Source organism: Xanthobacteraceae bacterium, assembly GCA_019454205.1.
Classification (GTDB): Bacteria; Pseudomonadota; Alphaproteobacteria; order Rhizobiales; family Xanthobacteraceae.
Window position 1 is genome coordinate 2,186,561 of record CP075369.1, and the last position, 24,837, is coordinate 2,211,397.

General features: G+C 62.2%; 20 protein-coding genes and 1 other RNA gene. 7 read left to right on the forward strand and 14 right to left on the reverse strand.

Annotated features, from left to right (window positions below; translation table 11 throughout):
- Nucleotides 1-12: 12 nt before the first annotated feature.
- The 5 genes from KF794_10990 to KF794_11010 all read right to left on the reverse strand — a co-directional run bounded on the left by KF794_10990 (nucleotide 13) and on the right by KF794_11010 (nucleotide 6,549).
- The gene (locus KF794_10990) at nucleotides 13-1,722 is read right to left on the reverse strand and encodes a penicillin-binding protein 2 (GenBank protein ID QYK44305.1); all 1,710 of its coding nucleotides are present in this window, start codon (nucleotides 1,720-1,722) and stop codon (nucleotides 13-15) included.
- Nucleotides 1,722-2,090 (reverse strand): hypothetical protein, encoded by a 369-nt coding sequence (locus KF794_10995; protein QYK44306.1) that lies wholly within the window; start codon nucleotides 2,088-2,090, stop codon nucleotides 1,722-1,724. Before KF794_10995 ends, KF794_10990 begins: the two co-directional genes overlap by 1 nt.
- Nucleotides 2,090-3,124 carry a 16S rRNA (cytosine(1402)-N(4))-methyltransferase RsmH gene (gene rsmH, locus KF794_11000; protein QYK44307.1) on the reverse strand — a complete coding sequence of 345 codons (1,035 nt, stop codon included), beginning with the start codon at nucleotides 3,122-3,124 and terminating at the stop codon, nucleotides 2,090-2,092. The genes KF794_10995 and rsmH overlap by 1 nt, the downstream gene beginning before the upstream one ends.
- A complete protein-coding gene (gene mraZ / locus KF794_11005) occupies nucleotides 3,121-3,591 on the reverse strand; it encodes a division/cell wall cluster transcriptional repressor MraZ (protein ID QYK44308.1) in 471 nt (156 codons plus the stop codon). Before mraZ ends, rsmH begins: the two co-directional genes overlap by 4 nt.
- Before the next feature lie 219 nt (nucleotides 3,592-3,810).
- Nucleotides 3,811-6,549: a DUF2339 domain-containing protein gene (locus tag KF794_11010; protein QYK44309.1), complete on the reverse strand. Its 2,739-nt coding sequence runs from the start codon at nucleotides 6,547-6,549 to the stop codon at nucleotides 3,811-3,813.
- Between the two features lie 28 nt (nucleotides 6,550-6,577).
- Between KF794_11010 and KF794_11015 the strand changes: the two genes are divergently transcribed.
- From KF794_11015 to rnpB, 3 genes are all read left to right on the forward strand, one after another.
- Entirely contained in the window at nucleotides 6,578-7,426 is an 849-nt protein-coding gene (locus KF794_11015) for an N-acetylmuramoyl-L-alanine amidase (protein QYK44310.1), read from the forward strand.
- Between the two features lie 193 nt (nucleotides 7,427-7,619).
- Nucleotides 7,620-8,234, forward strand: a complete 615-nt coding sequence (locus KF794_11020) for a transglycosylase SLT domain-containing protein (GenBank protein ID QYK44311.1) — start codon at nucleotides 7,620-7,622, stop codon at nucleotides 8,232-8,234.
- A gap of 135 nt (nucleotides 8,235-8,369) precedes the next feature.
- Nucleotides 8,370-8,742, forward strand: an RNA gene (gene rnpB, locus KF794_11025) — RNase P RNA component class A.
- A gap of 454 nt (nucleotides 8,743-9,196) precedes the next feature.
- Here the strand turns inward: rnpB and metH are convergent.
- Genes metH through KF794_11040 form a run of 3 tightly spaced genes read right to left on the reverse strand, consistent with a single transcriptional unit; the run spans nucleotide 9,197 to nucleotide 14,827 of the window.
- Nucleotides 9,197-12,937, reverse strand: a complete 3,741-nt coding sequence (gene metH, locus KF794_11030; protein ID QYK44312.1) for a methionine synthase — start codon at nucleotides 12,935-12,937, stop codon at nucleotides 9,197-9,199.
- Between the two features lie 16 nt (nucleotides 12,938-12,953).
- Entirely contained in the window at nucleotides 12,954-13,823 is an 870-nt protein-coding gene (gene metF, locus KF794_11035; protein ID QYK44313.1) for a methylenetetrahydrofolate reductase [NAD(P)H], read from the reverse strand.
- Nucleotides 13,823-14,827, reverse strand: coding sequence for a metalloregulator ArsR/SmtB family transcription factor (locus KF794_11040; GenBank protein ID QYK44314.1), 1,005 nt, complete (start codon nucleotides 14,825-14,827; stop codon nucleotides 13,823-13,825). Before KF794_11040 ends, metF begins: the two co-directional genes overlap by 1 nt.
- A gap of 159 nt (nucleotides 14,828-14,986) precedes the next feature.
- Between KF794_11040 and KF794_11045 the strand changes: the two genes are divergently transcribed.
- Genes KF794_11045 through KF794_11055 form a run of 3 tightly spaced genes read left to right on the forward strand, consistent with a single transcriptional unit; the run spans nucleotide 14,987 to nucleotide 17,709 of the window.
- Entirely contained in the window at nucleotides 14,987-16,150 is a 1,164-nt protein-coding gene (locus KF794_11045) for an OpgC domain-containing protein (protein QYK44315.1), read from the forward strand.
- 30 nt (nucleotides 16,151-16,180) lie between these two features.
- Entirely contained in the window at nucleotides 16,181-16,930 is a 750-nt protein-coding gene (locus tag KF794_11050; GenBank protein ID QYK44316.1) for an SGNH/GDSL hydrolase family protein, read from the forward strand.
- Nucleotides 16,927-17,709, forward strand: a complete 783-nt coding sequence (locus KF794_11055) for an SGNH/GDSL hydrolase family protein (protein ID QYK44317.1) — start codon at nucleotides 16,927-16,929, stop codon at nucleotides 17,707-17,709. The genes KF794_11050 and KF794_11055 overlap by 4 nt, the downstream gene beginning before the upstream one ends.
- 9 nt (nucleotides 17,710-17,718) lie before the next feature.
- Here the strand turns inward: KF794_11055 and KF794_11060 are convergent, their stop codons facing one another.
- Nucleotides 17,719-18,246 carry a PaaI family thioesterase gene (locus KF794_11060; GenBank protein QYK44318.1) on the reverse strand — a complete coding sequence of 176 codons (528 nt, stop codon included), beginning with the start codon at nucleotides 18,244-18,246 and terminating at the stop codon, nucleotides 17,719-17,721.
- An 85-nt stretch (nucleotides 18,247-18,331) separates the two neighbouring features.
- On the opposite strand from KF794_11060, the gene KF794_11065 reads away from it, so the two are divergent.
- Nucleotides 18,332-18,781 (forward strand): winged helix-turn-helix transcriptional regulator, encoded by a 450-nt coding sequence (locus tag KF794_11065; GenBank protein QYK44319.1) that lies wholly within the window; start codon nucleotides 18,332-18,334, stop codon nucleotides 18,779-18,781.
- 29 nt (nucleotides 18,782-18,810) lie between these two features.
- On the opposite strand, the gene ettA is transcribed toward KF794_11065, so the two are convergent.
- The 5 genes from ettA to KF794_11090 all read right to left on the reverse strand — a co-directional run bounded on the left by ettA (nucleotide 18,811) and on the right by KF794_11090 (nucleotide 24,827).
- Nucleotides 18,811-20,466: an energy-dependent translational throttle protein EttA gene (gene ettA / locus KF794_11070; GenBank protein ID QYK44320.1), complete on the reverse strand. Its 1,656-nt coding sequence runs from the start codon at nucleotides 20,464-20,466 to the stop codon at nucleotides 18,811-18,813.
- An 83-nt stretch (nucleotides 20,467-20,549) separates the two neighbouring features.
- The gene (locus tag KF794_11075) at nucleotides 20,550-21,653 is read right to left on the reverse strand and encodes a glycosyltransferase family 4 protein (protein ID QYK44321.1); all 1,104 of its coding nucleotides are present in this window, start codon (nucleotides 21,651-21,653) and stop codon (nucleotides 20,550-20,552) included.
- Nucleotides 21,654-21,808: 155 nt separating this feature from the next.
- Nucleotides 21,809-22,639, reverse strand: a complete 831-nt coding sequence (locus tag KF794_11080) for a M15 family metallopeptidase (protein QYK44322.1) — start codon at nucleotides 22,637-22,639, stop codon at nucleotides 21,809-21,811.
- Between the two features lie 32 nt (nucleotides 22,640-22,671).
- Complete coding sequence (locus tag KF794_11085) at nucleotides 22,672-24,192, reverse strand: protein phosphatase 2C domain-containing protein (protein ID QYK44323.1); 1,521 nt, start codon at nucleotides 24,190-24,192, stop codon at nucleotides 22,672-22,674.
- On the reverse strand, nucleotides 24,189-24,827 hold the full coding sequence (locus tag KF794_11090; protein QYK44324.1) for an FHA domain-containing protein: 639 nt from the start codon (nucleotides 24,825-24,827) through the stop codon (nucleotides 24,189-24,191). Before KF794_11090 ends, KF794_11085 begins: the two co-directional genes overlap by 4 nt.
- Nucleotides 24,828-24,837 lie beyond the last annotated feature (10 nt).

A 24,837-nucleotide genomic window follows, 5' to 3' on the forward strand; every position in this document is an offset into this window, starting at 1 on the left:
CTGACGCCCACTTTAATTCGATGCGTTGCGCGTCGAAAGCAGCGATTGAGCGGCCGGAAGATTCTGCCTTGGCTCAACGCCGAGCAGCGGCGCAATGCGCTGGATGATCCTGCCTGCGACCGGAGCGGCATTGAGGCCGGCGGTCGCGGCGGGCGCACCCGCTTCCTTCTTCGGTTCGTCGAGCATGACGAGAACCAGATAGCGCGGCTTATCGGACGGGAACACGCCCATGAACGCAGTCATCAGCTTGTTCTTGTCGTAGCGCCCGCCGTTCACTTTCTCGGACGTGCCGGTCTTGCCGCCGACCAGATAGCCTTCGACATCCGCGCGGCGGCCGCTGCCCTTCTCGACATTGAGACGGAGCAGATAGCGCATCGCATCGCTGGTGCTCTGGCGGATCACGCGCGTACCGAGGTCGCGCGCTTCCTTCTCGGTGCGCTTCATGAAGGTCGGGGGAATGAGATAGCCGCCGTTTACCAGCGCGGCGGTCGCCATCACTGCCTGCAACGGCGAAACCGAAAGCCCGTGTCCGAACGCGATGGTAACGGTGTTGATCTCGCCCCAGTTCTTCGGCACCAGCGGCGCAGCGCTTTCAGGCAACTCGGTACGCAGCCGGTCGAGCAGACCCAGCTTCTTCAGGAATGCCTTATGTCCATCGACGCCGACGGCGAGCGCGATGCGCGCCGAACCGATGTTCGACGAATAAGTGAATACTTCCGGCAGCGTCAGCACTCGGCGCTGCGGATGGAAGTCGTGGATCGTGTGCCGGCCGTATTTCAGCGGCTGCGTCGCGTCGAAACTGGAGTTGAGCGTGGCGCGGCCGGAATCGAGCGCCATCGCGATGGTGAGCGCCTTGAAGGTCGAACCCATCTCGAACACGCCGGTCATCAGGCGGTTGAAGCGGTTCTTGTCCTTCGGCGAACCGGGAAGGTTCGGGTCGAAGTCGGGCAGCGAGACCATCGAAACGATCTCGCCGGTATTCACGTCGAGCACGATGGCGTTCGCGGCCTGCGCCTGAAAGCGCTTCAGCGCCGTCAGCAATTCGTCGCGCACCGCCTGCTGCACGTCGAGATCAAGCGCGATCTCGACCGGCGCGAGATTGTGGTTCGTCGCGAGGCCCGCGAGATGCAGCGCGCTTAAACCCCGCGCGTCGATCCACTTCTCCAGACCCGCAATGCCCTGATTATCGACGTTCACCTGCCCCAGCACATGCGAGGCGAGCGGACCATTGTGATAGACGCGCTTGTATTCCTTCAGGAAGCCGATACCCGGCAAACCGAGGCGATGCACCGCGCGTTGCTGGTCGGCAGAGATTTCACGCCGCAGCCACGCGAAGTAGCGCTTCGAGCGCAGCCGCGCGCGCACTTCGTGAATGTCGAGATCGGGCAGCGTCCTGGTAAGCAGTTCCGCCGCCTCGTCCACGTCGATGATGCGCTTCGGCTCTGCGAACAGCGACGGCGTGCGCACGTCGGACGCAATCAGGCGTCCCTTGCGGTCGTAAACGTCAGGGCGCGCCTGCGCGACCGCTTCCGCGGTGCGCTGGCGTTGCGCCGCGCTTGCCTCGCGCGTGACGCCGAGATGGATGAGACGTCCCGCGATCACGGCATAGACGCAGACGAACATCGCGATCAGCAACACGATCCGCTTGCGGGCAACGCCCGTGCCGCTGTCGCGCATGCTGAGATGGCGAAGGAAATGCCGGATACCGTTCATGTTACGCATTACTGCTGCACCGATCCGGTGGGTACTTCGTCGGGTTGCGGGGTTTCGCCGGGAAGCGTTTGCAGGATGTTGCCGATCGGATCGGCGGGCTTCGGCCGTTCCGGCAAGGTCGCGACCCATCCGAAACGCCACGGGTCGATCGGCTTCATTTTAAGGTGACGCTCGGCCAGCGCCTGAATGCGGTCGGGCGAGGACAGCTTGCCCCATTCCGCGCGCGCACTCGCGATCATGTCCCGCTCGCGCGCGATTTCATTGCGCAGCTTCTGCGCCTGCTGCGCTTCGGCTGTCGCGTCATACTTGATGTCGTAGACATAGGCCGCCGAGCCGACCAGTCCCATCACCAGCATCACATGGAGAAGCCGAAGCATCAGCGCTCCTCCCGGTAATGCGAAGGCAGCTTCGCAAGCAGCGCCGCGATGGGGTCGCCTTCCGGCGCGGGCGCGTCCGTGCGTTCGGCCACCCGCAGCTTGGCGGAGCGCGCACGCGGATTCATTTTCACTTCGTCTTCGGAAGCAACCAGCGGCTTGCGTCCGACCAGCGTAAACGACGGCGCGATTTCTTTTGCGGCAGGCGCGTGGCGCGAAGGCTTCGCCGGTTGCGCGCGCTCGTTCAGGAACGTCTTCACCAGGCGATCTTCGAGCGAATGGAACGAGATCGCGGCAAGGCGTCCGCCCGCGTTCAGCAGGTTCTCCGCAGCGTGCAGCCCCGCGCCGATCTCGCCGAGTTCGTCGTTCACATAGATGCGCAGCGCCTGAAACGTCCGCGTCGCGGCATCGATGTCGCCCGGTTTGGTGCGTATCGCCGCGCGGAGAATGTCCGCGAGTTCGCCGGTGCTGCTGATTTCCTTCTCCGCGCGCTTCTGCACGATGGCCTGCGCCGCGAAGCGCGCCTTCTTCTCCTCGCCGAGCAGCGAGATGATGCGGGCGAGGTCTTTCTCGGAAAAAGTATTCACGACATCCGCCGCGCTCAGGCCCCGCGCGCTCATGCGCATGTCGAGCGGACCGTCGAAGCGGAAGGAAAATCCCCGGCCCGCTTCGTCGAACTGCATGGAGGAAACGCCGAAATCGAACAGGATGCCGTCAACGCGCTCGAAGCCGTGGCGCGGTGCGATCTCCGGCAGTTCGGAGAAATTCGCTTCGACAACCGTCAGCCGCCCGCCGAACTCGCTGACGGAGAGCGCCGATTGCGCGACCGTGCGCGGATCGCGGTCGAAGCCGAGCACTTCGCAATTCGCCGCCGAGAGCAGCGCGCGCGAATGTCCGCCCGCGCCGAAGGTTGCGTCGATGTATTTGCCGCCGTCTTTCGGGCGAAGGGAAGCAACAACCTCCCGGAGCATCACGGGAAGATGGCGAGCCGGTCCGCCAGCAGCGCCCGTTTCCGGGCGGCTGCGGCCCGCCGTCATCCCGATGCTCCGGAAGGTTTTGCCTGCGCGCCGAGCGCCCGCCGGTAGGCGCGGACTTTCTCGGTCGCGTCCGTCAAATGGCTGCGGAAGCGCTCCGGCTCCCACAGCTGAAACTTGTGGCCGAGGCCAACGAAGGTCACCGCGTCCGAAATCTGCGCGTGCGTCTTCAGCGTCTCGGTCAGAACGATGCGGCCTTCCGAATCCGGCTTCAGGTTCTCGCTGCGCCCGAAAAGCGCCGCCGAGAATTCCTCCCGCTCTTCCGAAAACGGCGGATAGCGGTCGATCAGCGACTGGATTTCCTCGAGCAGGGCCGTGCCCCCCGCATCCACCGCCGGACGATCCAGCGCCGGATGGCAGTGCAGTCCCTCGAAGCCGTCGCGCGCCAGCACCGCCCGGAAGGGAGCTGGAATCGAAACGCGGCCTTTGGCGTCCAATCGCATGGTGAAGGTCGACAGAAAGCGGTTCATCGGAACGCTCGACGCAACAACACTTCCCGTCCACGAACGCGCGCGAGTGCTGGAGCGGCGAGAAGCTGCCTCGCCCCCCAACCGGATCGGCTTTGGACCGGAGCGGGATGATTTGGGATACCATGGGACTATATGGCCGTCAACGAACCGAACGCTGCGAACGGCGAAAGGCCGCGCGGGAGCGCGGCTTTTCCCCAGACGATTAACGCGCCGTAAGGCTTAAGATTCGGTTTGCGCGGGAGAGATCGGCTTCTTCGGGAACAGAAGTCGCTGATAGAGCAGCCCAATCCCGACCAGCACGGCCCCCAGACCGATGAATGAGAAGGCTCGCCAGACGCCGGTCAGCCCCGCCATGTCGATCATGAAGACCTTGGCGATGGTCAGCAGCATCACCGCCGCGGAAGCGAGCCGCACCGCCTTCGACTGCCGCACGATGCCGATGAGCAGCAGCAACACCGCGAAGGTCAGCCACACCGCTGAATAGGTGTAGCCTTCGGCGTCGCTCATCGCGGGACCGGAAAGCGCCGGCCCCTGGAACAGCGCGCGGACCTGTAGCGTGAGATAGGCCAGCGCGAGGACAATCGACGTGATCGCCGCGACGTTGCGGAAGGTTTCGTTCCGCGTCCGTTGGTAGGTGATCGCGAGCGCGCCCGCGAGGATCGCGGGCAACAGGTAGCCGAGCAGCACGAGATTGAAGAAGCGGCCCGTGCCGACGGAGTCGCCAGTGAAGTATGGATTGTCCACGAACAACAGCCCGACCACGATGCCGATCAGTGTGAACGCGGCGATGATCTGCGCACCGAGATCGTGCACGATGCTTTTCGTCACCATGCGCAGCCGTTCGAGGCCGATCGCCATGCCGAGGCCCACGCAGACGTTGAGCGCGAGTTCTGCGAGCGGCGCGGTGTAGCGATAGAGGTCGCCGCCGTTGATGTAGTGGCGAATCTGGAGCGAGAAGAACAGCACCGTGAACAGGATCGCGAGCGAGTCCGCCATGCGCGCCGGGAAATCGTCGGCGCGCTTGCGCAGCAGCCAACCCGCCGCCCAGTACGCGAGCGCCGGCACGCCGTAGCCCCACAGCAGCCAGTTGAAAACCGGCGTCGTGCCGAGATCGCTGCCCGCGATGCGCGGATCCCATGCCACGCGCGCAGCGACGAGAATGCATGCGCCCACTGCCAGCCAGCGCAGGAATGGGAAATTGCGCTTGTCCGCGACCCACGCAATGCCCGCCGTCATCAGCGCCAGCGCAACCGTAAGCCAGCCTTTCTCCAGCGCGAACGTCAGGCCGAGCGCGAGCGATACGATGCTGCCGGTCGCGAACGCCGCGGCGGCGGAAGATGCCCCCGGCTGCTCGCGTTTCCCCAGCACTTCGGTCGCGAATGCATAGAGAGCGGCCAGCGCCATCGCGACCGCGGCAAACTGATACGAAAGCTGGAAATGCGCGATGCGATAATAAAGTGCGGCAAGGATTGCGACCGGCGCAATCACGGCGCCCGCCGCCCACAAAACCGCTTGCAACGTGCTGCGCGTTCTTGTCTGCGCGACGAACCCTAAGCCGCCGAACAACAACGCGAGCGTTCCTCCCAGCCAGAGGTGCGAACCGTAGAGCGCCTTCGGCATTTCGTTCGCGTCTCCGACGCCGCTGACGCCTTGCGTCACGAAGCCCGGCGAGAACGAGAGTTGCACCGACCACAGCGCGATAACCCCTGAGGCCATGATCGCAGCCAGCGGCACCGCACCGAGCGCGGACTCCGCCTGCCACGCCACCAGCAACGTCAGCGCGCACAACACGGCGAAGGCATAGAGCGCCGCGTCTTCATGGTTGCGCGCAAGCACCAGCAGCGCGAGTGCAAACACATAGGCCGCGATGGACGCGGAAGAAATCGCATCCACCTTTCCCGGTTGCGCGGACGGCCCGTACAACAATCCCGATACGATGAGCGCCCCCGCAAGCGCGAAGCCCGCGACGCCATGGAAAATGTGGGGCGCGACATAGGCGGCGAAGCCGATGCCCGGCAACATCCAGAACACGCCGAACGCGACCGCCGCGATCGCAAGCCAGCGCCACAGGCGAATACGCGCCAGTGCGAACGCCGCCGCCGTGACGATGGCGAGATAGATATAAAGCGCCCAGTAATTCGGCGCGGCAGTAGAGACCAGCATCGGCGCGACATACGCGCCGATCAGCCCAAGGCCGGCGAGCATCGGTCCGTGCAGAAGCGCAGCCGCCAGCGTGCCAAGCGCAACGACGCCGAGCAGGATGAAAGCATTGGCCGGAACGAGGAAGCCGTAGAGCGCGTAAGCCGCGTACACCGTCGCATACGCCACCGCCGTACCTGCCGCGGTGAGAATGGCGGGAATGTTCGCGGCAGCGAATGCAGCCGCTTTCGCGTTACCTTCTTTCCGCCGTTGCCATTCGCCCGCCGCGACCAACGCGGCGGCAAACAATGCGCCCAGAAAGATTCGCGCCGCAGGACCGATCAATCCCGCTTCGATGGAATAACGCACGAGGAAAATGCCGCCGAGCGCAAGCGCAAGGCCGCCGACCCAAACCACCCAGCGCGTGCCGAAGCGTTCCTCGAAACTCACATCGCTCTGCGGGCGCGGAGGGACAGGCGGACGTGGCGGGCGCGCCTGACGCGGTGCGGGCGCGGCAGGATGCGGCTGCGGCGAAACCGGCTGTGCGGGCGGCGGTGTTTCGGTGGCAGCCGCGGACACAGGAGGCGCATCCGCCGCCGGCATTTCGCGGACCACCGCAGGCCGCGCGGTCGCGGCGGTTTGCGCGGGTGTCATTGGCGGACGCGGCGTGAGCGGCTCCGTACCGAGCCGCTGCTGCAATTCGCGAAGCTGATTCTCGATTTTGTTCAGCCGCCCGCCATGCGCGAGCACAAGGATGAAGGCGACGATGGCCATGACCGGCAAGGCCAGGGCCAGAAGCCCAAGCAGCACGAATTCCATCACAACCCCCTACCTTTTCCTTCGCGTGATGCTACTCCAGCGCCGGAAAGAAAGCGAAGCGGCGCACGGATGCAACGAACAGTTTTTTCCGGCATCTTCTCCGCTTCAAACGGGTGCCGCCGTGCAGAATAAATTCGAACCGGACGCCGCATGCGTCGGAGCAATCTCGCCCTCCCCGAACACATCGGAGCGCACCTGCGCCGCCGACATTCTGCTTCTGCACTATACCGGCATGAAAGACGGGCCGAGCGCGCTTGCGCGGCTGTGCGACGCCGAAAGCAAAGTCTCCTCGCATTACTTCGTGGAAGAAGACGGCAGCATCGTTCAGCTCGTGCCGGAAAAATTGCGCGCGCATCACGCGGGCGTTTCGTCGTGGGAAGGCACCACCGACATCAACTCGCGCTCCATCGGCATCGAGATCGTCAACCCCGGACACGAGCACGGCTATCGCGATTTTCCGGACGAGCAGATGGAGGCCGTGACGGAGCTTTGCTTCGACATCGTCGCGCGTCACAAGATCAAGCCGACAAGGGTGCTCGCACATTCCGACGTCGCGCCGACACGCAAGCAGGATCCTGGCGAGCTGTTTCCATGGGAGCCGCTCTATGAAGCCGGCGTTGGTCACTGGATTGCGCCGTTCGCGATCGGCGACGGTGCGCTGCTGAAGCCCGGCGACTCGGGCGCAGCCATCTCCGCGATGCAGGCAGCACTGAAAGAGTACGGCTACGGCGTTCCAACCAACGGCGAGTTCGACGAACTCACCACCGCGGTCGTGACCGCGTTCCAGCGCCACTTCCGTCCTGCGCGCGTCGACGGCATCGCCGATCATTCGACGTTGCGCACACTGGAGCGCCTGCTCGCGTCGCGGCCCGCCTGAATCGCGCGTCACGCGGAACGAACTACGTTCCGCGAAGTTCCATCATTCGCAACATCGAGTCGCGAGAGAGGGGAACTTTGAAACATCGTTTCGCTTGCCGCGAAATCATCACAAAATGGTTGGGCGGCGGTCCGATTGCAGCCGCGTTCGGAAAGCCTTTTGCGCCACGTCAACGGGGCAAGAGGAATCACGAATGAACCTGACCAGTCCTGCGCTGCGCCCGGCAGCGCTCGCTTTCATTTTATGTGCGTTGAGCGCGCCCGTTATCGCCGATCCGATGGATCGGAACCCGCTTCCTGAAAATGCAATGCAGCCCACGCAGACCGCGGACCTGAACGAGACGCCGCGCACGCAGGATCTCGAACAGCCGCAAGGCGCGCTTCAGCCTGCCGCGCCGGTCAACACGCCGGCCGCCGCGCAACCGCAAGGCGCGAACGCGAACATCATCGCACTGATCGACAAACATGCGAGCGCGAACGGCATCCCTGCCTCTTTCGCGCGCGCCATCGTCCGCGTCGAGAGCAACTACAATCCGCGCGCGACCGGACGTCAGGGCGAAGTCGGCCTCATGCAGATCAAGTTCGAGACCGCGCGCGGCATCGGTTACACCGGCTCGCGCGAAGCGCTCTACGATCCCGACACCAATCTGCAATGGGGCATGAAGTATCTCGCCATGAGCTGGAAGCTCGGCGGCTCCACGCCGTGCGGCGCGATCATGAAGTATCAGGGCGGCCACGCGGTGAACCGTATGACCCCCGCCGCGAACGCTTACTGCGCCAAGGTGCGCGGCATCATGGCGTCGAACTAAGCGCGCCGGAATTAGTAGCGTAGCGTTGTGTAGAGAGAGGGCGGACTTCGGTCCGCCCTCTTTCGTTTACGCTCTCGCAAGCACGGCGAACGCCGATCCTTGACGCAGAACACGGCAGCCTTCATCTGAACGGCGTCAGTCGGCCGGGCAGCCGCGGCGCGCAAGCGTCGAGGAAAGTCCGGGCTCCACGGAGAAACGGTGCCGGATAACGTCCGGCGGGGGCGACCCCAGGGAAAGTGCCACAGAGAACGAACCGCCCCGCGTTCGCGCAGGGTAAGGGTGAAAAGGTGCGGTAAGAGCGCACCGCGCTGCCGGCAACGGCGGCGGCACGGCAAACCCCACCGGGAGCAAAGCCAAATAGGGATGACGCGGCTTTAAGCCGGTTCTCTTCGGACCAGTCATCCGGGTTGGCTGCTCGAGGCGTTTGGCGACAAACGTCCCAGAGGAATGGCTGCCACGTGGGGGCAACCCCGCCTTACAGAACCCGGCTTACAGGCCGGCTGATGCCTGATGAGGAGGCCCGGCGGGACGACCGCCGGGCCTTCGCCCATTACAAATCGACGAAAAATGACGGTATTAAATTACCTTATTCACAATCCATTTCAAAGGAACAACCCTGCGCGATCAGGAGTTAAGCAGCGGACCACGACTTTCGGCTGATTTTTCCGCTTTCCTCCGGACCTGCCCGCTGGCAGCCTTGGGGCAAGCTCAACCTAAGGGGAGACTTCCTATGTATCTCGCCCGCCGGATTGACGTACTCGCTATCTTTGCCGCCTTCGCGTTTGTTGGGGCGGTTCTGTTCAGGATCATCTGAACCAACAGTTCGATTTCGCAGCGAAGAGGCGTCGGGAAGCATGGCTTTCCGGCGTTTTTTATTTTTGCCCGCCCCGCAGCCCGGCACACGCAAAAAATGGTGCTTCTAGGTAACGCTAACCTAGGGGCGAGTAAGCCGGCTGGGTCGTTTATTCTGCGGCTTCGCGCGGGATGCGCGCCGGGTCATAAGAGAGAAGCGGCGCAAGCCAGCGCTCCGCCTCTTTCACGGTCCAGCCCTTGCGCTCGGCGTAATCCTCGACCTGATCGCGGTCGATACGGCCCACGCCGAAATACGCCGCTTCCGGATGGCCGAAGTAGAGGCCCGACACGGCGGCACCCGGCCACATCGCGAAAGATTCGGTGAGTTCGACGCTGGTGGCCTTCGTTGCGTCGAGCAGCCGGAAGATCGTCGCCTTCTCGGTGTGATCCGGCTGCGCCGGATAGCCCGGCGCAGGGCGGATGCCGCGATACTTCTCCGCAATCAGGTCTTCGTTCGAGAGCGTTTCATCCGGTGCGTAGCCCCAGAACTCCTTGCGCACGCGCTGGTGCATCCGCTCGGCGAAAGCTTCCGCAAGACGATCCGCCAGCGCCTTCACGAGGATCGCGCTGTAATCATCGTTCTTCTTCTTGAACTCGTCCGCCTTCTCGTCCTCGCCGATGCCCGCGGTGACGACGAACGCGCCCACATAATCCGGCACGCCGGTTTCCACCGGCGCGACGAAATCCGCGAGCGCGATGTTCGCGCGCGTCTCGCGCTTCGGCATCTGCTGTCGCAAGGTATGGAACGTCGCGAGCTTCTCTTTCCGCGTATCGTCCTTGTAGAGAACGACATCGTCGCCCTGCGCGTTCGCGGGCCAGAAGCCGATCACGGCGCGCGCCTCGAACCACTTCTCCTTCACGATACGGCCGAGCAACGCTTTCGCGTCGTTATAGAGCGTGCGCGCGGCCTCGCCCTGCTTCGGATCGTCGAAGATTTGCGGATAGCGGCCGGTCAATTCCCATGACTGGAAGAACGGCGTCCAGTCGATGCAAGGCACCAGTTCGGCGAGATCGTATTGCACAAACTCTTTCGTGCCGAGGAAGGCCGGCTTGTGCGTCTGGCCGGTGGAGAATTCCAGTTTGATCTTGTTCGCTCGCGCATCCGCGATCGAAATACGGCGCTGCTCCTGCGAGCCGCGCGCGTGCGCTTCCGCAACCTTCTCGTATTCCTTACGCACGCTGTCGAGTTCGATCACGCGCGTATCCGGGTTGATGAGCTTCGACACCACGCCGACCGCGCGGCTGGCGTCCAGCACGTGCACCGCCTGGCTGCGGCGATAATTCGGGGAAATCTTCACTGCTGTATGCACGCGGCTCGTAGTAGCGCCGCCGATGAGCAACGGCAGGTCGAAGCCCTCGCGCTCCATTTCGCTCGCGACATGCGCCATCTCTTCGAGCGACGGCGTGATCAACCCCGACAGCCCGATGATATCGCAGCCTTCCTTGCGCGCGGTTTCGAGGATCCTCGCGGCCGGCACCATCACGCCGAGATCGACGATCTCGTAGTTGTTGCACTGGAGCACGACGCCGACGATGTTCTTGCCGATGTCATGGACATCGCCCTTCACCGTCGCGAGCAGTATCTTGCCGTTCGATTTCGCGGCGACGCCGGTGCGCCGCTTCTCTTCTTCCATGAACGGCATCAGGTAGGCGACCGCCTGCTTCATCACGCGCGCGGACTTGACCACTTGCGGCAGGAACATCTTGCCTGCGCCGAACAGATCGCCGACCACGTTCATGCCCGCCATCAGCGGACCTTCGATCACGTCGAGCGGTTTCGCGGCGGCTGCGCGCGCTTCTTCCGTGTCGCCGTCGATGAACTCGGTGATGCCGTTGACCAGCGCATGTTCCAGTCGCTTCTCGACCGGCCATGCCCGCCACTTGAGATCGGCTTCCTTCTTCTCGCCGCCAGCGCCCTTGAATTTCTCGGCGAGCGCCAGCAGCCGCTCGGTCGCATCCGCGCGGCGATTCAGCACCACGTCTTCGCAGGCGTCGCGCAGTTCCGCCGGGATATCGTCATAGAGCGCGAGCTGCCCCGCGTTGACGATGCCCATGTCCATCCCGGCCTTGATGGCGTGATAGAGAAACACCGCGTGCATCGCCTGACGCACCGTTTCATTGCCGCGGAACGAGAACGACAGGTTCGATACGCCGCCCGAAATATGTGCGTGCGGAAGCTTCTGGCGGATGATCTGCGTCGCCTCGATGAAGGCGACGCCATAGCCCGCATGTTCCTCGATGCCGGTCGCGACCGCGAAGATGTTCGGATCGAAGATGATGTCTTCCGGCGGGAAACCGACTTCTTCCGTCAGAATCCGGTACGCGCGCGCGCAGATTTCCGTCTTGCGCTCGACCGTGTCGGCCTGCCCCTGCTCGTCAAACGCCATCACGACGACTGCCGCGCCGTAACGGCGCACGAGACGCGCTTGATGCTTGAATATCTCTTCGCCTTCCTTCATCGAGATCGAATTGACGATGCCCTTGCCCTGAATGCATTTCAGGCCCGCCTCGATCACCGACCACTTCGAGGAGTCGACCATCACCGGCACCTTGGCGATGTCCGGCTCCGACGCGATCAGGTTGAGGAAATCGACCATCGCCTTCTCGGAATCGAGCAGGCCTTCGTCCATGTTGACGTCGATGACCTGCGCGCCGTTCTCGACCTGCTCGCGCGCGACCGCGAGCGCCTCGTCGTACTTGTTGTCGGTGATCAGCTTGCGGAATTTCGCCGAGCCGGTGACGTTGGTGCGCTCGCCCACGTTGACGAACGGAATTTCCGGCGTGAGCTCGAACGGCTCAAGGCCGGAAAGCCGCAGCCGCTTCGGCAATTCGGGAATCTCGCGCGGCTTCTTGCTGCGCGTGACGCCGCAGATCGCGGCGATGTGGTCCGGTGTGGTGCCGCAGCAACCGCCGACGATATTGACGAGGCCTGAAGCGGCGAACTCCTCGATCAGGCTCGCCATGTATTCCGGGCTTTCGTCGTAAAGACCGAACTCGTTGGGCAGGCCCGCGTTCGGATAGGCACAGATCAGCGTCTCCGCGACCTTGCCGAGTTCGGCGATGTGCGCGCGCATTTCCTTCGCGCCGAGCGCGCAGTTGAGGCCTACCGAAAACGGCTTCGCGTGCATCACCGAATTCCAGAACGCGGTCGGCGTCTGGCCGGACAGCGTGCGGCCGGAAAGATCGGTGATCGTGCCGGAAATCATGATCGGCAATCGCACGCCGCGCTCGTCGAACAGCTTTTCGACGCCGAAGATCGCGGCCTTTGCGTTCAGCGTGTCGAAGATCGTCTCGATCAGGATGATGTCCGCACCGCCGTCCATGAGGCCGCGCGTCTGTTCGTGATATGCGCTCGCCAATTCGTCGAACGAAGTGGCGCGAAAGCCCGGATTGGAAACGTCCGGCGAAATCGACGCGGTGCGGTTGGTTGGACCCAGCGCGCCCGCGACGTAACGCTTGCGGCCGTCTTCCTTCTCCATGATCACAGCGGCTTCTTTCGCGAGCTTCGCGCCCTGCACGTTCAGCTCATAGACGTACGACTCCATGCCGTAGTCGGCCTGCGCGATCGAGGTCGAGGAGAAGGTGTTGGTCGAACAGATATCCGCGCCCGCGCGGTAATACATCAGGCAGATGTCACGAATGGAATCCGGCCGCGTGATATTGAGGACGTCGTTGTTGCCCTTGATGTCGCGATTCCACGCATCGAAGTGCGAACCGCGATAGCCGGCTTCGTCCAGCTTCAGTTCCTGGATCATGGTGCCCCAGGCGCCGTCGAGCACGAGAATGCGCTCCTTCGCGATCTTGCGAAGCGCGCGCTCGGTCTGGGTCAGCGTATTGTCCTGCGTACGCATACTTTCATTCCAGTATTCAGGCGGCGGCCGCGTTTACGGGCCGGATGCCGAGAAGATGACAGATCGCGAACACGAGTTCGGAACGGTTCAATGTGTAAAAGTGGAATTCGCTTACGCCGCGCTCGCGCAGGTCGTTGACCTGCTCAGCGGTGACGGTGGCGGAAACCAGCTTGCGCGTTTCCGCGTCGTTCTCCAGGCCTGCGAAGCGGTCCGCCAGCCATTGCGGAACGGTCGTGCCGCAGGGCTGCGCGAACTTCTTCACCTGTGCGAAATTCAGAACGGGAAGGATTCCTGGCACGACGGGAATATTGATCCCCGCCGCGCGCACGCGTTCGAGATAGCGGAAATAGAGATCGTTGCCGAAGAAGAATTGCGTGATCGCGCGCGTCGCGCCCGCATCCACCTTGCGCTTCAGCAGGTCGATTTCGGCGTCGAACGACGGGCTGTCGGGATGCTTCTCCGGGTAAGCAGAAACCGAAACCTCGAAGTCGCCGATCTTGCGGATACCCTCGATCAGTTCCGGACTGCCGGAATAGCCGCCCGGATGCGGTTCGAACTTCGTGCCCGCGCCAGTCACCGGATCGCCACGCAGCGCCACGATGTGGCGCACGCCTTCCTTCCAGTAATCGCGCACGACCTCGTCCGTTTCCGCGCGCGTGGCGCCTACACAGGTCAGATGCGCGGCGGGAGTGAGAGAAGTCTCGCGCAGGATGCGCGCAATCGTGCCGTGGGTGCGCTCGCGCGTGGAGCCGCCCGCGCCATAGGTGACGGAGACGAAACGCGGATTCAGCGCGGCGAGCCGCGCGATGGAAGACCACAGGGTCTTCTCCATATCATCCGTTTTCGGCGGGAAGAATTCGAACGAGACCTGAATATCCTTACTCATCACGCAACCTCCCGCCCCTGCTCTGCGAGCATTATTCTTGGATCGCGCGCGGCCCAGACCGAGACCGTGAGTGCGCTATCGGATTTCTTTTCCGCCGCGAGTTCGCGATGGCGGTCGAATTCGAGACCGGCTTCCTTCAGCCATTGCTCAATGGCGTCCGGCGCGAAGCCAAGACGGCGATGCGCGTGTTCGTCGCGCAGGAATTCGAGTTTATGCGGCGCGAAGTCCACGACCACAAGACGGCCGCCCGGACGCAGTACCCGCGCCGCCTCGCGGATCGCCCGCGCACCGTCGTCGAGATAATGCAGGACCTGATGCAGCACGATGGCGTCGAACGAGTCGCGCGGGAACGGCAGATTGAACAGGTCGCCCTGCCGCACCGAGCAGTTCTTCAGTCCAGCGCGGTCGAGATTGGCGCGCGCGAATTGCAGCATCTCCGGGTTGAGGTCGATGCCGACGCCGCGCGAAATCTCCGGCCCGAACAGTTCGAGGATACGTCCCGTTCCCGTACCGAGATCGAGCAGCGAGTCGATGCGCTTGCCCGTGAAGGCTTCACGCACCGCAGCCTCGACTGCGGCTTCCGAAACATGCAGCTTGCGCAATTCGTCCCAGCGCGCGGCATGCTTGCGGAAATAATTCTGGGCCGCCGCCTGCCGTGCAGCGCGCACCTGCGCAAGGCGTTCGCGGTCGCGCTCGAACACCGGGTCCGAACTGTCCGCGAGTTTCAAAATCGCATCGGCGAGCGGCGCACCGGCGCCGTCGTTAGCGCGGCGATAGAACGCCCAGCTCGCTTCGCGGAACCGCTCGACGATGCCCGCTTCCGCGAGCAGCTTCAGGTGACGGGAAATGCGCGGCTGCGACTGGCCGAGAATGTCGGTGAGGTCCGAGACGGTGAGTTCCGCCTGATCGAGCAACGCAAGCAGCCGCAGACGCGTGTCCTCCGCCGCGGCCTTCAGCCCGCTGAGGAGTTCGTCGAAATTGGAGGCGGCTTTCTTCCGGACCACGCCAGAACCCTGCTCAAGAAGGCGGGCCAATGGCCCGCAGATCACATAAGGATATCTTTATGTGATTAAGTATGGGTAAGCAAGCCGCTACCGTAAAGGCCGGGAAAACAATGCAAACCCCGTATTTTCAGGGTCAAAACCCTCTACTAGTGTCGGGGTATGGCCAATCCATTGTCGCTGGCGATTCCGGCCGGCACCATCACGTTGCCGCCGAAAACCCGCGACCTGCGGCTGGATTTTTTCCGCGGCCTCGCGCTGTGGCTGATCTTCCTGAACCATGTCCCGTCCAACTTCGTGGGCTGGTTCACGACCCGCAACTTCGGTTTCAGCGATGCCGCGGAGATGTTCGTGTTCATCTCCGGCTATACCGCCGCTTTCGTCTACGGACGCGTGATGCTGGAGCGCGGTTTCACGGTTGCGGGCGCCCGCATCCTGAAACGGGCCTGGCAGATCTACGTCGCCTTCATCTTCTTGTTCATGATCTATCTCGCGCAGATTTCATGGGTCTCCGCGCGCTTTGAAAATCCGCTCTACGTGGAGGAGATGAATCTCCTGCACTTCCTGCAGCGGCCGGAAGTGGTGATCGTCGAGGCGCTGTTCCTGCGCTTCCTGCCGGCCAACGTGGACGTCTTGCCGCTCTACATCGTGCTGATGGCGGTGTTTCCGCTGATTCTCTGGCTATTGCTGCGGGCGCCGAATATCGCACTCGGCCTTTCCTTCCTGGTCTATCTCGCCGCCCGTTACTTCGGATGGAATTTGCCGGGGTATCCCGCGGACAAGACGTGGTTCTTCAGCCCCTTTGCCTGGCAGTTCTTGTTCGTCATTGGCGCTTGGTGCGGGGTTGGAGCGGTAAAGCAGGTGGACTGGCTGTTGCGCTCCAACTGGCTGCTGATTCTCGGCGTGATTTACCTGCTGTTCGCTTGCGGAATGCAGCTTTCCGCCAATTTAGGAATGCCGCTAGAGATATACCCCGACTGGCTTCTGATCTTCCCGTTGGACAAGACCGGGCTGGACCCCTTCCGCCTTGCCCACTTCCTTGTTCTCACCGCGGTCGTCGTTCGCTTCGTGCCCGCGGATGCACAGTTTTTGCGCAGCGAATGGGCCAAGCCGTTGATTCTATGCGGCGAACACTCGCTGGAAATCTTCTGCCTCGGGGTATTTCTGTCATTTACCGCGCATATTTTGATGATCGAAATATCCGCCCGGATCGGTTTTCAGGTCCTTATTAGCCTTGCGGGTATCCTGATCATGATTGCCCTTGCAGGCATCATGACGTGGTATAAGAAGATGCAAAGCCGGGCACCGAAGAACCTGGCGGCTTAGACTTTGGTATAAAGATGCCACGGGGGCCCCATGCGGGCCAGAATGCTTGGAGCGGCGCTGTTTCCGCTCCTTCTCTCGACAGGAATGGTTGCCGCGCAGGACGATAAATGCGCGGTGCCGGATTATTTTGTCGAGCCGTACTTCAAGACTCCTCGCGCAGCAGTCTCGCTGCGCACGAACAAGTCGCTCCAGATCCTGATCGTTTCCAGCGCGCCATCGCAAACCCGTATGGGTGAGAAGCTGCGCTCCTATCCAATGTTCTTCGAGGCCGCGTTGCGTGAGCGGCTGCCCAATTACGAAATCCGCGTGACCATTCATTCGGAGCCGCGCAAAGGCATCAAGGATATTCTCGCAGCGCTTCCGAAAGCGCTCGAAACCGCGAAGCCTGCGCTGGTGATCTGGCAGACCGGAGTCGTCGAGGCGATTACCGGCATGGACCCTGACAAGTACGAGCGGAAGCTGGAAGCCGGTATAGAGATGATCCGAAAGACCGGCGCCGACGTCCTGCTAGTCAATCCGCAATTCAGCCCGCGTACTTCGTTCGTGACCAATTCGGGATCGCTGAACGAACGCATCCGCCGGGTCGCATCCTATGCCGACGTGCCGCTGTTCAACCGCTACGACATGATGCGCCAGTGGCATGAAAACGAAGTCTTCGATTTCGCGGCTCTGAAGAACGACGGCACCTTCGAGGCGGTACACCGCTGCCTCGGCCGCAATCTCGCGGAATATGTTTCGCGTGCGGCTTCTTTCGCGGAGATCGCAAAGCTCCGCCAATGAAGATTCAGCATTTCCTTATTGTGGCGGGCGCCCTGCTCGGCCTCGCGCCCGCGGCTCTTGCCGAGACCGTGCCGCAATGCGCCCCCAGCACGGATTACACGCGCCTTTCCGCGCCGCTTGCGCGCGTCGCCGAGCGCGTTGCGAACCGCGAAACCATCACCATTGTCGCGATGGGTTCGTCTTCCACCGCCGGCGTCGGCGCGACTACCATCGAACAGAATTATCCGAGCCAGCTTGAGAAGCGCCTGAAGGCCCGCTTCCCCGGCATCGCCTTCCGCGTCATCAACCGCGGCATGAGCGGTGCCGTCGACCGCGAAATGCTGGCACGCTTCGAGGAAGATATCCGCGCCGCCAATCCCGATCTCGTGCTCTGGCAGGTTGGCACCAATGCGCTGCTGAACTCCGATGGCATCACCCGCGAAGGCGACGTGATGCGCGACGGCCTGCGCCGCCTGCGCGCAATCGGTGCCGATGTCGTGCTGATCGACCCGCAATATGCGCCCAAGGTTCTGAAAGACCCCGATGCCGAGCCGATGGTCGAACTCATCCGCACTATCGCCCGCGAAGAGAAGGTGCCGGTCTATCACCGCTGGGCGCAAATGAAGGAATGGAGGGAAGTCCGCCACATTCCGTTCGAGGCATTCCTATCCGCAGACCTCTTTCATATGAATGACTGGAGCTATGCTTGTTGGGCAGAAGCGCTCTCGCAGGCGATCGCCATTTCCGCGACGCAGGGTGGCACCCAGTTCGCCGGCAGCACCCCGGCATTCCGCCCGTAATCTCTCCGCTTACTTTTTCTCGCCCTGAATGATGAAGCACGTCGTCGTCGCGTGCGCGTAGAGCTTGTCATCCTTGTCGATCAGCCGTCCTTCCGCGATTGCGGTACGCGCGCCAGAGTGGACTACCTTGCCTTCCGCACGCAACCTACCGGTCTTCGCCGTGATGCCGCGCACGAAGTTCAGCTTCAGTTCCAGCGTCGTGTAGCCGGTGCCTGCGGGCAATGTCGTCTGCACGGCGCAGCTCATAGCGGAATCCATCAGCGTCAGCGCGACACCGCCATGCACCGTGCCGATCGGATTGTAGTGAAACTCTTTTGGCTCGATCTCGAACACAACAAAGCCCGGCTCCACCACCGTCAGGTCGAAATCGAGCGTGTCGGTTATCGGCGGGTTCGGGATTTCGCGGTCGCGGATTTTCTGGAGAAACTCAAGGCCCGGCATGGTCAGGACCAGCCCCGCGCTCTGTTTCGGATCCTTCCATTGGAAGGTCCGCGTCCGCTCCCCTGAATTCGCCTGTGCATTCGATTGCACATTCATGCCGGCCTCCCGCACTGCTCGTTGACAAAAGCGTATATGCACTCATTATGAGCGCATATACGCTCTTGTCCAGCGCAGACCTGCCATGCCCAAAGCGAAACGGAACGACATTCACCGCTGCGCCTGCACCATTCTCCGGCAGGCGGCACGGGTAGCGACGCAGCACTTCGACCAGGCGCTTGCGGCCAGCGGCCTTCGCATTTCGCAGCTCTCGGTGCTGACCACGCTCCGTTATGTCGGCCCGAAGACCATCAACGAACTTGCGGAAATTATGGTGCTGGATCGCACCACGCTGGGACGCAATATGCGGCCCTTGCAGCGCGATGGCTTCATCGCCATCGAAGCCGGCAAGGACGACCGCCGCACGAAAAAGCTGGTCCTGACGAAGAAAGGTGAAACCATTGCGCTCCAGGCGATGGACAGCTGGGGCGACGCGCAAACGAGTTTCGAAAAAGCCATCGGCGTCGAGAACGCCATTGCGTTATCAAAACTGCTGCGCCAGGTCGTGAAGGCGGATTACGCGGAGAAGAGATAAAAAAGCCCCGGATAATCCGGGGCTTTTTATCAGCGCGTGAACTTCTTGTATTTGATCCGGTGCGGGATTTCCGCAGCTGCGCCGAGGCGGCGTTTCTTGTCAGCCTCGTAATCCTGGAAGTTGCCCTCGAACCACTCGACATGGCTGTCGCCCTCGAAGGCGAGAATATGGGTCGCGATACGATCGAGGAAGAAACGATCGTGGCTGATGATCACGGCGCAGCCCGCGAAATCCTCCAGCGCCTCTTCCAGCGCGCGCAGCGTATCGACGTCGAGGTCGTTGGTCGGTTCGTCGAGCAGCAGCACGTTCGCGTGCGAGCGCAACATCTTCGCGAGATGCACGCGGTTGCGTTCGCCGCCGGAGAGCGAGCCGACCTTCTTCTGCTGGTCGCCGCCCTTGAAGTTGAACGCCGAGACATAGGCGCGGCTGTGCATTTCCCTTGCGCCGAGCTTGATGATCTCGTCGCCGCCGGAGATTTCCTCCCAGACGTTCTTGTTGCCGTCGAGGGAGTCGCGGCTCTGGTCGACGTAGCCCAGCTTCACGCTGTCGCCGATCTTGATGGTGCCGCTGTCTGGGTGTTCCTGCCCCGTGATCATGCGAAACAGCGTGGTCTTGCCCGCGCCGTTCGGCCCGATCACGCCGACAATGCCGCCGGGCGGCAGCTTGAAGTTCAGGTTCTCGATCAGCAGTTGATCGCCGAAACCCTTGGTAAGCGCTTCCGCGTCGACCACATTCTGGCCGAGCCGCTCCGCAACCGGAATGATGATCTGCGCGGTCTGCGGCGCCTTGTCGTTCTGCTTGGCGACCAGTTCGTCATAGCGCTGGAAACGCGCCTTGCTCTTGGCCTGCCGCGCTTTCGGTGACGAAGAAATCCATTCGCGCTCGCGCTCGATGGCGCGCTGGCGCGCTTCTTCCTCGCGGCCTTCCTGCTCTAGCCGTTTCTGTTTCTGCACCAGCCACGAAGAATAATTTCCTTCGTAGGGAATGCCGCGGCCGCGGTCGAGTTCGAGAATCCAGCCCGTGACGTTATCGAGGAAGTAGCGGTCGTGGGTTACTATCAACACCGCGCCCTTGAAATTGCGCAGGTATTCCTCGAGCCACGAAACCGTCTCCGCGTCGAGATGGTTGGTCGGCTCGTCGAGCAGCAGAATATCCGGCTCCGACAACAGAAGCTGGCACAACGCGACACGGCGTTTTTCGCCGCCGGAGAGATTGTTCACGTCCGCGTTGTCGTCCGGGCAGCGCAGCGCATCCATCGCAAGGTCGACCTGCGCATCGAGATCCCAGAGATTCTTGGCCTCGATCTCGTCCTGCAACTTCGCCATTTCGTCGGCGGTCTCGTCGGAGTAATTCGCGGCAAGTTCGTTGTAGCGGTCGAGCAGCGCCTGCTTCTCGGCGACGCCGATCATCACGTTCTGGCGCACGTTCTTCGACGGATCGAGCTGCGGCTCCTGCGGCAGATAGCCGACCTTCGCGCCCTCGGCTGCGAAAGCCTCGCCGGTGAAGTCCTTATCGGTTCCAGCCATGATGCGCATGAGCGTGGATTTGCCGGCGCCGTTGACGCCGAGCACGCCGATCTTCGCGGTTGGGAAAAACGAGAGGTGAACGTTGTCGAGGACCTTTTTCCCGCCGGGATAGGCCTTCGACAGCCCGATCATCTGATAGACATATTGCCAGGACGCCATGCGCCGCCGCGCTCCGTGTTCGAATTCGGGGAGTATGCGGCGGCTATGTAGCGAGCGCGGGCGTCTTCGGCAAGGTTGACCGGTTATCCTTCGCTGGCGCGCGCGATGCGCATTTGCGGTTTCGCACCCGCCCCCTGTGCAGGACGTTTCCCGTTCGTGCCTTTGGCGAGCAGGCTGCGATAGAGCGCGACATAATCCTCTGCCATGCGTCGCACGGTAAAACGCCGCTCGAATGCCGCGCGCACCACGCGGCGGTCAATCGCCATCAGTTCCGGAAACGCCTGCACGGCCTCCCGAACGGAGTTCACGATCACACCGGAAACCCCATCATCGATCACTTCCGGCACCGAGCCGTTCTGGAAGGCGAGCACCGGCGTACCGCAAGCCATCGCCTCGATCATGACCAGACCGAACGGCTCCGGCCAATCGATGGGAAACAGGAGCGCCGCGGCGTTGCCGAGAAAATCCTGCTTCTTGCGCTCTCCGATCTCGCCGACGAATTCGATGCCTTCACCGTCGAGTAGTGGTTTGATTTTCTGCTCGAAATATTCCCGGTCCACCGCATCGACCTTGGCAGCCATCTTCAGCGGAATGCGCAGCTTGCGCGCGATCTCGATGGCACGATCGGGACGCTTGTCCGGTGCCATGCGGCCGAGAAAGGCGAGATAACCGCCCTTGGATTCATAATTCGGCCTGAACAGATTTTCGGGAAGCCCGTGCAACACCGTGCCCGCAACATTACGACTACGCACGAACTCCGCTTGCGAATCCGAGATCGTCGCCACCGGCATCTGCGGAAATGCACGATGCAGCGGCTGGAGATCGTGCGTGTCCTGGCGTCCGTGCAGCGTGGTCAGCGTCCGGTTCGCGATGTCGCGAAACAACGGATAATGGAAGAAGTCGATATGAAAATGCAGGATATCGAATTCGTGCGCGCGGCGGCGCAACGTATCTAACATCACGAGATAATACGGATTGGTGTCGTTCACGCGTGGGTCGAGACGCAACGCCTGCGGACACATCGCTTCCAAATTTGCATTGGTGACGGAATCGCCACTCGCAAACAACGTTACGTCATGTCCTTGCCGCACGAGTTCCTCGGTGAGCCAGGAAACCATGCGTTCGGTTCCGCCATATAGTTTCGGCGGCGTGCTTTCGATCAACGGGCTGATTTGCGCGATCTTCATTCTGTCCCTCGCCTCTCCTGTTTGCGACGCAACATGAAAAGCGAACGGCGCTGGAGAGGAAACGTTCCCGCACGGAGTGCATGAAGATTGCCCAGCGCGAGACTAAAATTGTCGCAGCAAGAGAAAGCAGGAACTCTCGCGCCGGATTTTCACCGCTATTGCGGCGGCGACTTTGCCTTCAGAAGCCGCGCATAGGCGATCAGCTCCGGCCGATATTCGAAATGGATGCTGTCAACGTGATACCAGTTGCCGCCCCAGATGAATCCGTGACGCTCGAAGATCTCGATGACTTCCTGCGGCACGAAATGAACGGCGCGTGCTTTCTCGCTTAGCCCCGACCAGCGCCAGTAGCGCCCGGTGCGCCCATGCAGATCGAGCGCGGCACCATACGCATGCATACTGAGGCGGTTCGTTCCCGCGATCACGCGGCAAACATAGGAGCCGGAAAGCGACACCGCTGCGCGCCGTTTCTCGACGGGCAGCTTCTCGATCTCGGCGGAAATTGCTTCCAGCTTGCGGTCGATGCCGTTCGTGGTCGTAACCGTGACCGATTGGGGTGCGGTCTTCGGCAGCCAGCGGATTGTTCGCAGTTTCCCGCGCAGTCCAGTGCGGCGGCAATCACCATATATTTTCACGAAGAAGAGTTCGTTGCGGGTGCGGCCAGGATCATGCTTCGGCAATTCCGGCTTACTGTCGCTGAGCGGATAGCCGAACAGAAACTGCTCGGCGACGCTCGGCGTTTCCAGAATTTTCGCGGCTTGGTCGGGCTGGCGCACTTGGCCGAGCGGCATCTCGCTACCGTCAAGCCATATAATCTTTTCCGCATCCGCTGACTTTACAAACTCCGGATAGCTAGAAGCGATCGCCTGCGCGGCAAGCTCCTTGTCCACGCTCTGCGCCATCGCGGCCGGTGCGGCGAACGGAAAAACGAAAAGCGCCGCGGCGAGCGGCGCAATTCCTGAAAGCTTCATGGAACGAAAACGCATCACCCGCTCACGGGCAGAAACACGAACCAGCGTTATTCGCAGTCGTATTCATATGGCGCGCGATACCGCGCATAGCGCTCGGCCGGAGCGATTTCCCGCATGCCCGGCGCATAGTAGCCATTGCTGCCCGTATAACCGGAGCGCGGATACGCCGAAGACGAAAACTCCTCCACCTCGCCTTGCGGCAGCATGGGTCCGCCGTCGAGATGAATAACGACGGGTTTGCGTTCCTCACCACGCGGATTCAGGTAATTCTGCTCGCGGGTCGGCGACGGGCTGGAGGCCGGCGGCGCCGTTCTCTCTTGCTTCGGAGGTGCGGGCGAGTCGCTTTGCTGGCGCTCCCGCTGCCGTTCCGTATTCGGCCGGTCCGAGTTCTTCGACGGCGCATTCTTTTGGTCGGGCGCCGGCGTGACCTTGGTGGTGTCCGAAGGAGGCGGCGTAATCTTGGTCGCATCGGTTTGCGTGCGTCCGCCGAAAACACCGACGCCGTAAAGCACCGCCGCTACCGCAATCAAAGCAATGGCAATGAGAAGCACGAATTTCGTCGGCGACCACTTTCCGCTACGAGCGGCAGAACTAATCGTGCCTGTCGAACCAGCAGCCGCGCGTGCCGATGCGCTGGCGGCCTGCGGCGCCTCCGCCTTCGTTGGCGGGATCATCGCCGTCTTCGGCGCGATAGGTGCAGTCGGCGCTGTCTTCGCGGCTTCTTCGGTTTGCGTAACCTTGGCGGTAGAGATCGCGCCACCCGCATCCGCCTGCAATACGACAAGCGTCGCATTGTCCTGATAGTTGCGGTTGCCGCCGATGCCATCAACCGCCTTGATCAGACCGTCGGCGACGGCGCCGACACCCTGCGGCAGCAATTCGCGGATGAAGTTCTGAATCTGTACCGGCGAAAGCGTCTCGAGACCGTCGCTCGAGAAGATCATCAGATCGCCCGGCAGAACCTTGCGGGTGTCGATCTGCGGGCTATGGCCGAAATCCTCGAGCGCCCTGCCGAGCACTGCGATGGTGATGGAGTCGCGCCCTTTGCGCGAGATCACTTCCCGCCAGAGGTTGCGATCGTCCTTGCCGAGCGCCTCGCGGTCCGCGATCTCGAAGTACGAGTGATCCATGTTGACGCGATGCAATTCGCCGTCGCGATAACGATAAATCAGCGAGTCGCCGACGCTGACGAACGCCATGCGGTCGTCCTCGAAGAATCCCGCCACCAGCGTAGCGCCCATATCCTTCAACGCCGGCTCTTTCGCCTGCGCGGCAGCGATAGCGTCGTTCGCGCCTTTCAATGACTGGCGCAAACGGTCTTCGGCATTGCCGGAAAGAGAAAAGAAAGTCTGCACGAAGGTATCGGCGGTAATCTTGCTGGCGACTTCGCCGCCGTGATGACCGCCGATGCCGTCCGCTACCAGAATCAGGCCGCCGCCGGTAACGGCGCTGCCCACATCGCTGCGCGCCACGCCGCCGACATCGCCTTTCAGGTCGTAGACCCTCCAGGCGTCTTCCTGCTTGTCTTTGCTGCCCGTAATTGCCCGGGCGGCAGCCTGAAAATTCATTTCATATCTTCCCAATTGAAGTCCGGACCGCACAACGCGACGAAGCGAAGTTTGGTATCGCCGATTGTAACTACATTACCGCTTGCCAGTGGCATCGGCGTCAGCACGGCTTCGTCGTTCAGGTAAACGATGTTGGCCTTACCGCCGTGGCTGATGTGGAAAGTGCGGCGCTTCGGCTCGAACGTGATGAAGCAGGCACCTTCGCTGGATACCTGGCTATCGCCGAAATCCAGACGCACGCGCTGGTTCGCGCCGCGTCCGACGCTGTTCATGCCCGCGAATACATTCACGGATTTGCCGCGGCCCGGCCCATCGGTAATAACCAGCCAGCCAACCACCGGATCGAATACGCCTTTATCTTCCATTTTGCCCATCGCCATCGTGTCTTCGTGTTGTCCGCCGCCACCATAGCCGCGAATCTGCGTTGCCGCGCTGCTACCGCCGCCACCGCTGGACGAGGAGTGATCCATCATCGCAGGCTTAGGCTGCTGCATCTGAGGCGGCGGGGATGCCGGAGACGCCGGAGGAGCCGACGGCTTTACCACCTTGGGTTCCGGGCTGGCTGCTTTGCCTGCGGGACGAACCTCACGAATTCGGGTCGGAGCCGAAGAGCTGTCATCGTCTTTATTTGTCATGACGTTACAC